General features: G+C 73.2%; 13 protein-coding genes. 3 read left to right on the top strand and 10 right to left on the bottom strand.

Translation table 11 applies throughout. The features are described 5' to 3' along the window. From ACFVXH_RS31695 to ACFVXH_RS31685, 3 genes are all read right to left on the bottom strand, one after another. The gene (locus tag ACFVXH_RS31695; RefSeq protein ID WP_049650724.1) at window positions 1–573 is read right to left on the bottom strand and encodes a MarR family winged helix-turn-helix transcriptional regulator; all 573 of its coding nucleotides are present in this window, start codon (window positions 571–573) and stop codon (window positions 1–3) included. 150 nt (window positions 574–723) lie between these two features. Beyond that, on the bottom strand, window positions 724–1,422 hold the full coding sequence (locus ACFVXH_RS31690) for a hypothetical protein (protein WP_387829330.1): 699 nt from the start codon (window positions 1,420–1,422) through the stop codon (window positions 724–726). Further along, window positions 1,419–1,982 (bottom strand): RNA polymerase sigma factor, encoded by a 564-nt coding sequence (locus ACFVXH_RS31685; protein ID WP_074005214.1) that lies wholly within the window; start codon window positions 1,980–1,982, stop codon window positions 1,419–1,421. Before ACFVXH_RS31685 ends, ACFVXH_RS31690 begins: the two co-directional genes overlap by 4 nt. Before the next feature lie 315 nt (window positions 1,983–2,297). On the opposite strand from ACFVXH_RS31685, the gene ACFVXH_RS31680 reads away from it, so the two are divergent. Continuing rightward, the gene (locus ACFVXH_RS31680; RefSeq protein WP_117486936.1) at window positions 2,298–3,128 is read left to right on the top strand and encodes an SAM-dependent methyltransferase; all 831 of its coding nucleotides are present in this window, start codon (window positions 2,298–2,300) and stop codon (window positions 3,126–3,128) included. A gap of 144 nt (window positions 3,129–3,272) precedes the next feature. On the opposite strand, the gene ACFVXH_RS31675 is transcribed toward ACFVXH_RS31680, so the two are convergent. The 7 genes from ACFVXH_RS31675 to ACFVXH_RS31645 all read right to left on the bottom strand — a co-directional run bounded on the left by ACFVXH_RS31675 (window position 3,273) and on the right by ACFVXH_RS31645 (window position 11,567). Continuing rightward, entirely contained in the window at window positions 3,273–4,052 is a 780-nt protein-coding gene (locus ACFVXH_RS31675) for a hypothetical protein (RefSeq protein ID WP_387829328.1), read from the bottom strand. Window positions 4,053–4,082: 30 nt separating this feature from the next. Further along, on the bottom strand, window positions 4,083–5,282 hold the full coding sequence (locus ACFVXH_RS31670) for a cytochrome P450 (RefSeq protein WP_387829326.1): 1,200 nt from the start codon (window positions 5,280–5,282) through the stop codon (window positions 4,083–4,085). A 78-nt stretch (window positions 5,283–5,360) separates the two neighbouring features. After that, the gene (locus ACFVXH_RS31665; RefSeq protein WP_387829324.1) at window positions 5,361–7,229 is read right to left on the bottom strand and encodes an amino acid adenylation domain-containing protein; all 1,869 of its coding nucleotides are present in this window, start codon (window positions 7,227–7,229) and stop codon (window positions 5,361–5,363) included. Window positions 7,230–7,233: 4 nt separating this feature from the next. Next, window positions 7,234–8,334 (bottom strand): Gfo/Idh/MocA family protein, encoded by a 1,101-nt coding sequence (locus ACFVXH_RS31660; protein ID WP_387829322.1) that lies wholly within the window; start codon window positions 8,332–8,334, stop codon window positions 7,234–7,236. Between the two features lie 10 nt (window positions 8,335–8,344). Beyond that, on the bottom strand, window positions 8,345–9,190 hold the full coding sequence (locus tag ACFVXH_RS31655) for a hypothetical protein (RefSeq protein WP_387829320.1): 846 nt from the start codon (window positions 9,188–9,190) through the stop codon (window positions 8,345–8,347). Continuing rightward, window positions 9,187–10,314, bottom strand: coding sequence for a hypothetical protein (locus ACFVXH_RS31650; RefSeq protein WP_387829318.1), 1,128 nt, complete (start codon window positions 10,312–10,314; stop codon window positions 9,187–9,189). The genes ACFVXH_RS31655 and ACFVXH_RS31650 overlap by 4 nt, the downstream gene beginning before the upstream one ends. Further along, window positions 10,311–11,567 (bottom strand): type III PLP-dependent enzyme, encoded by a 1,257-nt coding sequence (locus tag ACFVXH_RS31645; protein WP_387829316.1) that lies wholly within the window; start codon window positions 11,565–11,567, stop codon window positions 10,311–10,313. Before ACFVXH_RS31645 ends, ACFVXH_RS31650 begins: the two co-directional genes overlap by 4 nt. Window positions 11,568–11,990: 423 nt before the next feature. Between ACFVXH_RS31645 and ACFVXH_RS31640 the strand changes: the two genes are divergently transcribed. After that, complete coding sequence (locus tag ACFVXH_RS31640; RefSeq protein ID WP_198959481.1) at window positions 11,991–12,296, top strand: hypothetical protein; 306 nt, start codon at window positions 11,991–11,993, stop codon at window positions 12,294–12,296. Window positions 12,297–12,305: 9 nt separating this feature from the next. Further along, window positions 12,306–12,815: a thiamine pyrophosphate-binding protein gene (locus ACFVXH_RS31635; protein ID WP_387829314.1), complete on the top strand. Its 510-nt coding sequence runs from the start codon at window positions 12,306–12,308 to the stop codon at window positions 12,813–12,815. The last annotated feature ends 76 nt before the right edge of the window (window positions 12,816–12,891 follow it).

Here is a 12,891-nt window from a genome sequence, read left to right as displayed (position 1 = left end):
CTACCGGCGGGCGCGCCGGCCGCTGCGGCGCGGGGCGGGCTCCTCGCCGTTCAGCAGCGCGCGGCGCCGCTCCTCGCCCGACTCCTCGACCTGGAGCACCACGCGCCGCAGCCCGTCGGCGAGGCCGACGCACTCCGCGTCGCTCAGCCGGCCGGTGACGAAGGACTCCTCCTCGTTGAACGCGGGGAACACCTCGCGCATGAACTCCTCGCCCTCCTCGGTGAGCGCGAGCAGCACCAGCCGTCCGTCGGTGGGGTGGTCGGTGCGCCGCAGCAGCCCGCGCGACTCCAGCGTGCGGGACACCCCGGTCAGCGTCCCCTTGGAGATCCCCGCCTCCTCGGCGACGTGCCGGGTCTCGGACTCGCCCCAGACCCACACCACCCACAGCACGACGAAGGCGGTCCAGGTCAGGTCCGAGCCGCGCAGCACGGAGTTCTCCAGGTGCTGCCGGACGGCGGACGCGGCCCGGTAGATGTTGGCCACCGCGGCCATCCGCTCCCGGCGGATCGGAATGCCGCCGAGCTTCGCCTGGACGAGCCGCTCCGCCTCGTTGATGGACCGCTGGCTGGGCACCGGTGCTCCCTCGTCTCGCCGTCACCGCTTCGGACATGGCCTGCGCCGCCGGCACGGAGGTTTGGGCCCGTACCAGTGACTCAGGCATCTTAGATGGCCGGATCCGCCCACCCGCGGCGCGACCGCCCGGGCGGGGCGGCGGGGCGGGGGTCAGGCGCGAGCGGCGGGGGCGGAGGCGTGGGCGAGGTCGTCCACGAGGGTGGGGGAGGGCTGGGGGATCTCGCCGTGGTCCTCGTCGTCGGTGGCGACGGGCAGCTGGTGGACGACGGCGGCCACGCGCGGTGGCAGGCGCAGGGTCAGGCCGTCGTGGCAGGCGGCGAGGGTGTCGGCCCACACGGCGGGGGGGAGCGGCCGGCCGGGCCAGGGCGCGGGCGGCGCGGCCGGGTTACGGGCTTCGGCGGCGAGCTGGTCGGCCTGGTTGCGCCAGTAGTCGGCGTCGCGGAACTCGCCGCGGGCGGCGTGCAGGAAGGAGAGGCAGCTGGCGGCGGTCGTGCTGCCGCCGCCGGCGGCGAACTGCAGCCAGAACTGGCAGCCGTCGTCGTGTCCGGCGAGGTGGAGCAGCGCGGCCAGGACGAGCGCGCCGCCGGGGTGGATGCGGCGCCGGTTGTTGGTGAGGGCCTCCAGGGAGTCGGCGGCCTCGGGCTGGGCGATGATCAGGGTCGCGGCGAGGTCGAGTTCGTGGCGGGCCTGGAGGTGCTCGGCGCCCAGGGGGGCGCGGGCGCGGACGAGTCGGCGCAGGTCGGGACCGGACACGCCGTCGGGCAGCTCGACCGGTCCGTCGGGTCCGTCGCCGTTCCCGTCGTACCGGTTCCGGGCGGTGGCTGCCCGGCGGTCGTGTCCCCGTGTCACTGCATGTCCCCCATGGTGGTGTCGGTGCCGAGGAGGCGGCGGAGCTTGGCCAGGCCGTGGCTGGTGGTGGTGCGGGCGTTGGTCTCGGTGATGCCGAGGTAGGTGGCGATCGTCGGGTAGTCGATGTCCAGCATGTAGCGGAGCACGATCATGTCGTACTGGCGCTCCGGCAGCCGCAGGATCGCCTTGTAGAGCTCCTCGTAGTCGTTGTCGAGGTTCTCCAGGCTGACGCGGGCCAGGGCGTGGGCGCCTCGGATGGCGACGATCCAGTCCGGGACGACCGCGCTGGGCGGGGCCTGGCCGGCGCTCATCTCCCGGTCGGCGATGCACCGCTTGGCGATCATCCAGGCGTGGGCCTCGATGTCGGGCTGGCTCAGCGCGCCGAGCCAGTCCTGCCCCAGTTCCCGGCGGGTGCTGCGGACCGCCTGGTCGACGAGTTCCTGGTCGTGCAACCGGGCCCAGGCGACTCCGCGCCAGGTCTCTTCGCGGCTGTCGCAGAAAGCCTGGTAGGACAGCCGATGAGTGGGGCGCACGGCTGCCCACTCGTCGTCGCTGGTCAAATGATCCTCCTCGTCGCCCGTGCGGACGACGTTCGGCCGACCCGGGGGTCGGGAACGGTGGAGTCAGGTGGAGAACGGCCGTCCTCCGTACGGACATCCAATCGTCCTGAAAAGCCTGATGTGAAGGGGATCCCAAAAAGGTTTGTATGAACTGGCATGTGATGACTTGTCAGATGGTGATCAGTCACATGCGATCAGATATCGTCACGTTGAGCTGAACGATGGCCCGCGCAAGGGTTCGCCACGCTGCGCCACGGGTTGTGGCGCGCCGGCCTGCGGGCACGACATGACGCCGACGCAGGGGGACAACGCACCATGGCAGCAGAGCAGCACGACGACATCGCCACTCCGCCGGGCGCCGAGGTCAACCTCGCCATCCACCGCCCGCACTCGGCGCGGATCTACGACTACTTCCTCGACGGCACGACCAACTTCCCCGCCGACCGGGAGGCCGCCGGGCACGCCCTCGCGGTCTTCCCCCAGGCCCGGTCGGCGGCCCGCGCCAACCGGACGTTCATGCACCGCGCCACCCGCGCGCTCGCCCGCGGCGGCGTGACCCAGTTCCTCGACATCGGCACCGGCATCCCGACCTCGCCCAACCTCCACGAGATCGCCCAGGGCATCGAACCGCGGGCCAGGATCGTCTACGCGGACAACGACCCCATCGTCCTCACCCACGCCCAGGCGCTCCTGCGCAGCAGCCCCGAAGGGCGGACCGCCTACGTCCAGGCCGACGTCCGGGACCCCGACGCCCTCCTGGACGCGGTCCGCGCGACCGGCGTCCTCGACTTCACCCGGCCGATCGCCCTGAGCCTCGTCGCCCTGCTCCACTTCGTCCCCGAGGGCGCCCACGAGATCGCCGAGACGCTCGGGAACGCGCTGCCGACCCGCGGTTCCGCCCTGGTGATCAGCCACTTCACCCCCGACTACGCCCCCCAGGACGCGGCCCGCATCGAGCAGGTCTACCGCGACAACGGCAACCCGGTCCGCGCCCGGGCCGCCGACGAGTTCGCCCGGTTCTTCACCGGCTGGGACATCCTCGCCCCCGGCATCACCTCCACCCCCCGCTGGCGCCCCGAACCGGACGCCCCGCACGTCAGCGACGCCGAGGCGTCCTGCCTCGCCGCCGTGGCCATCCGCCCCTGACCGGCCCCCGGCACCAGTCTGGCAGTCCGCCGCCCGCGATGTGAAAGCCCGTCACGACGAATCGGCCCCGCTCACCGCGCGACCGCCCGTCGGGGAGGAGCGGTACGGCGGCGGCCCGGCCGCCGCCGTACCGCTCCGGTGTCCCTACGTCCCCGGGGCGACCGGGCTGATGGTGTCGCCGATGTCGCCCAGGAGGAGGGTCGCCCGGTCCTCCGGGTCCACCGAGTAGAACCTCTCGTCGAGGACGCCCGACAGGTGGCCGACGTGGAGCGTCAACGCGACCTCCCGCCGCTCCGCGTACCGGGCCAGCGCGAGCGCCCCCTCGGCGGTCGCGTGGCAGGTGAAGACGTCGACGGCGGCGCCCGGCCGGGCCGTCAGGTGCATCACCGCCATGAGGGTCACTCCGCTGGCCACGACGCCGTCGACGACCACCAGCCGGTCGCTCCGGGCGGGAAGCCGGTGGTCGACGCCGACGAGCAGGCCGCCGGCCGCGGGCATGCGCTTGGCCTGCGGTGTCCAGCCCTGGTGGCGGGGCAGCACGCCGAGCAGTTCGGCCAGGATCCGCCCCTCGCGTTCCGGCGCGACGACGACCGCCCCTGGCACGGACGCGGCGTCCGCCACCCGGGCGGGCAGCATGCCGTAGATGTCGAGCAGGGCGCGGAGGTAGCGGCGGCGGTGCGCCGCCTGCTGCTCGGGGAGGTTGGCGACCGCCGTCACCACCGCCATCCGCTCGACCACGCCGGGGTGCTGGTCGGAGGCGACCCGTACGCTGTCCGGCAGTTCGCCCGGGGCGTGCAGGGACTCCAGCACCTGGGGGTCGAACCGCAACAGGTGGGTGAAGCGAGTGCCGTGGTTCCGCTCGTACGTCTCCACCGTGCGCCGGGCGTCGGGGAGGAGAGCGTCTCTTCGGACGGTACGGGGCACTGGTGACCGGCCTCCTCGGATCGGCTTCCGCTAGTGGTTGTCGAGGCTCGGGACGAACGCCACCGGGAGCGAGTCGAACCCCCAGAGGAGGTTCGAGCGCAGGCGACGGACCGGGCCGGTGACCTCCACCGTCCGGACCCGCCGGGTGAGTTCCTGGAACAGCACGGTCAGTTCGAGCCTGGCGAGCGCCGCGCCGATGCAGTAGTGGTTGCCCACGATGAAACCCAGGTGGCGGTTGGGGGAGCGCTCGATGTCGAAGCGCTCCGGGTCGGCGAAGACCTCCTCGTCGCGGTTGGCCGACGGCAGCCAGGCCACGACGTGGTCGCCGGCGCGGACGGGCCGCCCGCCGAGTTCCACGTCCTCCCTGGCCGTGCGGAGGGAGTGCATGACCGGGGACGTGTAGCGGATGATCTCCTGGATCGCGGAGGGCATCAGGCCGGGGTCCGCCCGGAGCATCCGCCACTGCTCCGGGTCGCGGGCGAGGGCCAGCAGCCCGCCCACGGTGGCGTGCCGGGTCGTCTCGTTCCCGCCGGATATCAGGGCGTCGCAGTTGTAGAAGACCTCCTGGTCGGTCAGCGGCACCCCGTCGATCTCGCCGCACACCAGGGCGCTCAGGAGGTCGTCCCGCGGTTTCTTCCTCCGCTCCTCGGCCAGCTCCTGGAAGTAGCAGAGGATCTCGGTGTGGGCCTGGACCTTCCTGGCCTCCTCCGCCGCGTCGAGCGCGGTGGAGCTCCAGGCGAAGCGGGTCCGGTCGACCATGAACTCCCAGTCGGCCTCCGGGACCCCCATCAGGTCGCAGATGACCGAGACCGGCAGCGTCTGTGCGACGCGGGTGAACTCGCAGCCGCCCTCGGCCACCGCCTCCTCGATGGCGCGCGCGGCCGTCCGCCGCATGGTGGCTTCCAGCCGGTCGACCGTCCTGGGCGTGAACGCCGAGCTGACGACCTTGCGGATCCTGTCGTGCCGGGGAGGGTCGGTGACGTTGAGCATCCGGCCCGCCGCCGCGGCCAGCACCCGCGGGTCGGAGTCCAGCCGCATGCCGTTCTCGGAGCTGAACACCCGGGGGTCCGTCAGCACGTCCGTGCACAGGCGGTGCGTCATGACCGCCCAGAAGAACTCGCCGTTGGCCCGCTCGTTCCGGTACACCGGCTGCTCGGCGCGCAGTCGCGCCCACACCGGCTCCGGATCCGAGGTCTGGTAGAGCAGCGGATCCGACAGGTCGATGGTCATCCATGGCTCCGGATGTCGGTGAAGGTGGAAGTGGAGGTGGAGGTGGAGGTGGGGTGTGAACGGTCGGCGGGAGCGCGGTCAGAGCAGGGCGTCCGACACGGCCGCGGCGAGCCCCTCGATGGTCGGGGACTCGAACAGCACGCGGACCGGAAGGCTGACGTTCAGCCGCGCACGGATCCGGGTGATCAGGCCGGCGGCGAGCAGGGAGTGGCCGCCGAGCTGGAAGAAGTCGGCGTCCACGCTGATGTCGCGCCGGTCGAGGAGCTCTTCCCAGATGGCCGCCAGCGCGGCCTCGACCGGTGTGCGCGGAGCGGTGTACGAGGCGCCGGTGTCGGCGGAGCCGGTGTCCGCGGGGGAGGTGAGGGCGGCGCGGTCGATCTTCCCGTGCGGTGTCAGGGGCAGTTCCGTGAGGAAGCGGACGCCGGGGGGAACCATGTACCACGGCAGTCTCCGGCGGAGGAATCCGATCAACTCCCGCTCCGTCAGGGCCATGTGCGCGTTCACGACCGCGTGAAGGCGCAGGGCCGGGTTGTCCGGGTCGCTGTCGTCCAGCACCACGGCGCACGCCCGGACGGCGGGGTGTTCGCCGGCCACCGCCTCGATCTCGCCCGGCTCGACCCGGTAGCCGCGGATCTTCACCTGGTGGTCCCGGCGGCCGACGAACTCGATGCAGCCGTCGGCGTCCGACCGTGCCAGGTCCCCGGTGCGGTAGAGGCGGCCTCCCGGCGCTCCGGGGAACGGGTCCGCCACGAAGCGCTCCGCGGTCAGGGCCGGCGCGTCGAGGTAGCCGATGGCCAGGCCCGCGCCGCCCAGGTACAGCTCGCCCACCGTGCCCGCCGGGACGGGGGCCAGGGACTCGTCGAGGATGTGGCACCGCACGTTCGCGACGGGGTGGCCGATGGGGACGGAGGAGAAGCGGTCCGGGCTCCAGTCGGCCCCCGGTTCGAAGACGGTCGAGGTGATGGTCGCCTCGGTCGGGCCGTAGACGTTGCACCAGCGGATCCGCTCGCCGACCCGTTCCCGCCAGGTCAGCAGGGCCCGGCGCGACGCCTGCTCGCCCGCCACGACCAGCAGACGGAGCGACGACTCCTCGGCCAGCCGGACCAGGCAGTCCTCCTCCCGCACCCAGCCGTGCCAGAAGGCGGTGGGGACACTGAGGAAGGTGGTCCCGGTGTCGATCACCTGCCGGGTGAGGGCGCGGTACGTCTGCCGGAGCGGGTCGCCGTCGAGGACCAGGGCGGCGCCGTGCAGGAGCGGCGGGAAGATCTCCTCGGCGGCGGCGTCGAAGCCGAGGGGCCGGCACTGCAGGACCCGGTCGCCCGGCCCGAACCGGAAGTGACGGTTCACCGCGGAGCTGTGGTTCGCGAGCGAGCGGTGACCGACCAGGACGCCTTTGGGCCTGCCGGTGGAGCCGGAGCTGTAGATGACGTAGGCGGGGTCCGCTCCGGAGCCGGCTGAAGTGGAGCCGGCCGGTGGTTCGGTGGGCAGCGTGTCGAGGTGGGGCCGGACGTCGTCGAGGTCGACGATCCCGCCCCGGTAGTCGGCGAAGAGCGGGGTGAGGCCCTTCCGCGTCAGCAGGGTGGTGGCGCCGCTGTGCTCCAGGACGTACCGCAACCGCTCGACGGGGTAGTCGGGGTCGAGCGGGACGTAGGCGGCGCCGGCCCGGAGGATGCCGAACAGCGCGCTGATCAGGTGCGGCCCCCGCTCCAGGCAGATCCCGACGCGGTCCCCCGCGCCGGTCCCGCGGGCGAGCAGGAACCGGGCGAGCTGGTGGGACCTGTCGAGGAGCCGGCGGTAGGAGATCCGCCGGCCCTGCCAGAGCAGGGCCGGCGCCTCCGGTGTGCGCGCCACCTGTTCGGCGAACAGCCGGTGGAGGCGCGCCCCGGCGTCGGCCCGGGTCCCGGCGTCGGCCCGTGCTCCGTCGAGGTCGTGCGGGGAACCGCTCACGGCGCTACGGCCGTTCCGTTGCTGCCCGGACGATGTCGATCATCAGCCGGGTGTCCAGGAGCGCCTCGTGCGCGTTGGTGAGGGGCTGCGCTCCCGGCGCGCCGACGCACTCGTGGAAGTGCGCGAGCTGGGCCTTGAACGCCTCCTCGTAGGACCCCGTGACGGTCTCCTCCACGGCGGCCCCCCTGGCGGCGCCCGGCCCCGCCGGTGCCTCGTCACGCCAGATCCGTACGGTCGACGGCGCGTTGGGCAGGAAGGGGTTGGAGATGTCCAGCATCACCGTGCGGTCCTCGCCCCAGACGGTGAGGCTCTCCTCGAACCGGCGGACCGAGGTGGACGAGCCCTGGAAGACGCACTGGAACCCGTCGGAGTACAGGAGCGAGGCGGTGAGCGTCGTGCCGTCCGGCGAGCAGTGCGCCTTGATGGAGGCCGGCGGCGCGGGGAAGGCGGCCCGGTAGACGTTCACGTCGTGGCTCCACACCCCGAACATGTCCATGTACGCTTCCAGCGCTTCGGGCGAGGCGGCGCCGAACTCCCGGGCGACCCGGCCGCGCCGCTCGTCCGGCCCCGCCGCCCCGTCGGGATCGCCGGGGCGGGTGATCCGGGACAGCTCGGGGATGATCCAGTTCCCGTACTCGGGGCCCACCACGATGTGGATCCTCGCCATGACGGGCCGGGTGATCCGCGCGATCTCCTCCAGTCCCCGCCGGACGCCGCTGTCGTACCGCTTCATGTAGCCCACCATGACCTTGGAGCCGGTGCGGTCGGCGGCGGCGATCACCTCCTCGGTCTCCGCGATCGTGTGGCCGAGGGGCTTCTCGGTGAACACGTGCTTGCCGTGCTCCAGGGCGGTGAGCACCGGTTCCCGGTGGTCGGTGGTGAGGACGAGGACCGCGTCCAGTTCGGGTGTCTTCGCCAGCATGTCCTCGACGGCCGCGTAGGCGTTCGGGACGTGGAAGCGCTCGGCCACCGACCGGGCCAGGTCGTAGGACCGGTCGCAGAGCGCCACGATGTCGAAGCGGTCGCGCAGCGCCGCCAGATACGGGAGGTGCACCAGCTGCGCGATCATCCCGCAGCCCACGACCCCCACACGGACACGTACCATATCGGCCTCCTCAGAAACGGGCTGGTCCTGGTGCCGGCGGCTGTCGTCGGAGCACGTGCCCCAGGACGTCGACGACCCCCTCCAGGTCGGCCGCCGGCGAGACGTACCAGGCCGCGTCCCGTACGTGCCGGGGCACGGCGGGGTCCGCCACGAACGCGCACCTGACGCCCGGCACCCCGGGGACCCAGTCGGCGGGCGAGTTCCCGACGAGGAGGGTGCTCCTCGGGTCGCGCGCGGCCAGTCCGGCCAGGGCCACGCGCTTTCCGGACTCCGTGCGCGGATAGGGGTGGATCCCGGCGTACGAGCCGCCCGGACCGAGCTCGACGGAGACGGCGACGCGGCTCCCGGTGCTCCAGCCGGTCAGCCGGTGCCGTACGTCGTGGATGAAGTCCGGGGGCCCGAAGACGCTGGCGGACGCCAGGCGGTTCGCCCCGAAGGCCCAGGTGCGGCCGGTCGGCGGCCGGCCCCCGAACTCGGGGGCCACCGCGTCGCCGACCCGGGTCAGTCCGTGGGTGGCGGCCGCCTCCGCCACCTCGGCGCGAAGGCTCCGCAGCGCCGGGAACGGGGTGGTGACGCGCACGGTCCCGTCGACCGCGACCACGTTGCCGTTCTCGGCGATCACCGGGAACCCGGGCGCCGTGCCCAGGCCGATCCGGGTGCCGAACTCCCGCAGTTGCCGGAGCGGCGAGTCCGAGCAGAGGCCCACGGCGACGCCCGCGGAGGTCAGGTGCCGCACCAGCCGCCGGAAGCGCTGCAGGGCGAGGGCGTCCGGAGGGCCGCTGGGGACCGAGGGCACCAGGGTGCCGTTGACGTCGAGGAGCACCACGGCGAAGGGCTCGTGGCCGGGCCCGGTCACCGGGCGGCCGATCCGGCCGGCACGTCCGTGCCCCGCTCCTCGACCTCCGCGATCAGTTCGGACCAACTCTCCATCCCCGTCTGGAGTTTGCGAAGGACGGACCGGACCGGCTCGCCCGGCTCCGCCATCCCCAGCGACAACAGCGGCCGGCGCGCGTCGGGTCGCAGGTCGGCCACCCGGAGGGTGCGCCGCAGCAGGTGGTCGACGCGGGCGACGAAGCGCGCGTTGGCCTCCAGCATGAGGACGGCGAACTCCCGGTCGGCCCCGACGGGGCTGCCGAGCCGGGCCGAGGTCCGGACGAAGGGGAGCCAGTACGGTGTGCGGCCCCACGTTCCGTCCGGCAGCCGGACGACGAGCCCCGAGAGGCCGAGCAGGAAGTTCCTCGGGTCGAGCAGTTCCAGGGCGGGCCCGTCCGGCCCGGTGGCGGCGGTCCGGTAGTGGAGCACGGGGTCGACGGCGGCGCCCAGGATGGGGGAATGTGCCGAACCGCCCAGCCGGATACCGGGGATGACGTGCCGGACCCGCCGTCCCGTGTCCTGGAACAGGCGGATGACGGCGGCGACGGTCCCGCCGGTGGCGATGTCGTCCTCGATGAGGGTGTAGCCCCGCCCGGCCGGGTCCGGTGGCAGCGAGGCGATCTGGTCGCGGATGGGGGCGGCGCCGGGCCGCGGCACCAGCCCGACCTGCCGACGGCCGCCGAGCAGGAAGCCCCGGGACACCCGCAGCGGCCGGACCGCCCGGTCGAGGAGCGGATCGAGGCTCACCGGCGGCCCGCCGGTGACCCGGCGGCGGACCGCCAGTTCGAGCCGGTGCGCGTCGACCAGGTGGAACCGGAGGCCGCCCGGCCGTGGCACTACCGTGCGCAGCGCGTCCCTCAGGTCCCGCTGGAAGGCGCGGTAGGCCTCCGCGACGGCGGGAGCCGAGCCGCCCGGCGACACGGTGCCGCCCCCGGCCGGTGCGCGGCCCAGGGTCCGTACGCAGTAGGAGGTGTCGTCGCGCATGACGATGGTGAACGCGCCCGTGGCGGGGGCCTCGATGCGGGTCGTGACGTCGGAGCCCGGGTCGGGGCGTACGAGGTGGTGGTCGGGGTGCGCGAGGTGGTGGCCGGGGACGGCGCGGATCACCGCGGGCTCCGCTCGCGGCCCAGGACGTACCTGCCGCGGGCGACCTCCCGTTCCCCGTCGAGCACCACCTCCAGCGGCATGGGGTGGCAGTGGAACAGGGCCAGCCCCGCGTGCAGGCCGTAGGCGCCGACGTTCGGCACCGTCAGCAGGTCTCCGACGGCCACGTCCGGAAGGCGCGCGTCCCTGGTCCAGACGTCCAGCGGGTGGCAGAGCGGACCGGCGACGATGGTCCCGTCGGGGACGGCGGACGCGTGGGGATCGTCACCGCACTGGAACCGCGGCTCGATCCGGTCCTCCTTGCGGAGCCCCGACATCCCGCCCAGGTGGTTGACGCCGGTGTCCAGGACGACGACGCGCCGCCCCTGCGAGCGCTTGACGTCCAGCACTCTGGTCAGCAGCCGGCCGCAGCCCGCCGTCAGGTAGCGGCCCGACTCGAAGACGACCCGCCGCTCCCCGTCCGGCCAGCCGGGGAGCCCCTCCTCGAGCAGGGCGTCGAGCCGGCTCCTGAGCGCGTCGAACCGCGGCAGTGCGCCGGGGACGGCGTACGGTGCGCCGAAGCCTCCGCCGAGGTCGATCACGGGGAGCCGGCGGTCGAGCGCCGTCTCGATCCGTCGCACGACGTCGAGCCCGTAGCGGAACACCGCGAGCAGCGCGTCCACCCGGGTCAGGTTGCTGCCCATGTAGAGGTGCAGGCCGGCCAGTTCCGCGTGCTCCCGGTCCGCGAAGAGCTCGGGCCGCTCCAGCACCCAGGCCAGGTCGGCGCCGAACTGGGAGGGGCCGCCGGTCATCGCGAGACCGGCCCCGGCCGGGGGGACGGGCGGGTTGACCCGCAGCAGCGCGCGCACCCGCGTGCCCGCGGCGCGGCCCAGCCGGTCGAGCTGGTCCAGGGCGTGCGGGGAGTCGACGGAGAACTGCCGGACGCCCGCCGCGAGGGCCCCGGCCACGTCCTCGTCGCGTTTGCCGGGGCCGGTGTAGAGCGCCCCGTCGGCCGGGAAGCCGGCCTGGAGGGCGGCGCGCAGTTCGCCGGGCGAGCTGACCTCGGCGTGGCAGCCGAGCGCCGCCAGCCGGCCGAGGACGGCGGGGTGCGGGTTGGCCTTGAGGGAGTAGAGCAGGGTGGCCGGGCCGGGCAGTGAGCCCACCAGCCGGCGGTGGGCGTCGCTCACGGCGGCCAGGTCGTAGAGGTAGGCCGGTGTCTCCCACCGGGTTTCCGGTAACGCCGTTCTCGTCGTCGTTTCCCCGACCTCGACGTCCATAGAACCGAGGGCTCCTCATGAGTCGTGCGGGCGCACCTTCTGACGGGCTTCAGGAGACCCCGCCGGGCCGGGGAGGACAAGGCCCCCTGGAGCCCGGTGGCTGCTTTCGGTCATGTCATGCCACTTCCGGATGACGGGGTTCCGGTTTCCCCGGCCGGTCGGCGGACGCCGGGAGACGGCTGGTCAGGCGTCGGTCCGGCGGGTCGGCGGATCCGTCTCCCGGGGCGCCGCGCCGTGCACGGGTGGGCCCAACTCAGGTTGGCTCATTACGAGTTGGGGTGATGGTGGTCCGTTGCTGTCCGTTGGGCGCGCCTCTAGAGTCTCGGCATCGGCCGTGGTCTGACGACGTTCGATACCCGCAGATTCTCGGTCACGCGAAACACGCCACCAGCAGCGGCTCACGGGACAGATCGGGGTACGCACATGCAGGAGCACATCGAGCAGGTCGGTACCAAACTCGTCTACTCCGACGACCGCGTCAGGGTGTGGGTCCTGGAGCTGGACCCGGGGGAGGAGACGATCATCCACCAGCACCCCTGCGACTACGTCTACGTCGCCACCGAGAGCGGCCGGGCGGAGACCGTGCACAAGGACGGCACCGGCTACGTCGGGGAGGACAAGCTCGGCGACGCCGTCTACCACGAGGCCGGACAGCCGCACCTGCTGCGGAACATCGGGGACGGCCACTACTCGAACATCATCGTCGAGTTGCTGGCCACCACCAGGTGAGGCTGCCCCATGTCGGCTGTCGCGGCGTACGAGGCGCTCGTCGAGGCGGGTGTGGAGATCGTCTACGCGGTGCCCGACTCGCTCCTGGCACCGCTGTGCCGGGAGGCGTCGGCACGGCGTGAGATCCGGTACGTGCAGGTCAACGACGAGGCCACGGCGGTCGGCCTGGCGGCCGGCGCCCGACTGGCCGGCGCCCGTCCGCTGGTCGTGATGGAGAACTCGGGGCTGCGCCGGGCCTGCGAGACCCTGGCCCGCCTGACCATGAGCCACCGGCTGCACACCGCGCTGCTGATCTCCCGGCGCGGGGCCTTCGGCGAACCGAACTGGTGGGGAATTCCGCACGAGGAGACGATGCACCGGCACACGGCGATGCTCTCCCTGGTGACCGCGGACGTCCATTCCTGCGCGGAGTTGGCGGAAAGCCTCCGCAAGGCCTACGCCACGCTCGACACCGGGCAGCGGAGCGTGGCACTCGTGGCGAACGCCGGAATGACGGCGGAACTGAGGGGTGCGCCATAGAAACCGCCGAATTCCTCGAAGCCCTGTACGCCAGGCTCCCCGCGGACTCGGTGTCGGTCGCGCCGCTCGGTCGGAC

Origin of the sequence: Kitasatospora sp. NPDC058184 (assembly GCF_042883725.1) — a bacterium.
GTDB lineage: Bacteria > Actinomycetota > Actinomycetes > Streptomycetales > Streptomycetaceae > Kitasatospora.
This window is presented reverse-complemented; position numbering and strand designations above follow the sequence as displayed.

Excerpts from the sequence above, each read along its gene's own strand:
- ACFVXH_RS31680 (WP_117486936.1), top strand. The coding sequence starts at position 2,298 with ATGGCAGCAGAGCAGCACGACGACATCGCCACTCCGCCGGGCGCCGAG.
- ACFVXH_RS31670 (WP_387829326.1), bottom strand. The coding sequence starts at position 5,282 with ATGACCATCGACCTGTCGGATCCGCTGCTCTACCAGACCTCGGATCCG.
- ACFVXH_RS31660 (WP_387829322.1), bottom strand. The coding sequence starts at position 8,334 with ATGGTACGTGTCCGTGTGGGGGTCGTGGGCTGCGGGATGATCGCGCAG.
- ACFVXH_RS31645 (WP_387829316.1), bottom strand. The coding sequence starts at position 11,567 with ATGGACGTCGAGGTCGGGGAAACGACGACGAGAACGGCGTTACCGGAA.
- ACFVXH_RS31640 (WP_198959481.1), top strand. The coding sequence starts at position 11,991 with ATGCAGGAGCACATCGAGCAGGTCGGTACCAAACTCGTCTACTCCGAC.
- ACFVXH_RS31635 (WP_387829314.1), top strand. The coding sequence starts at position 12,306 with ATGTCGGCTGTCGCGGCGTACGAGGCGCTCGTCGAGGCGGGTGTGGAG.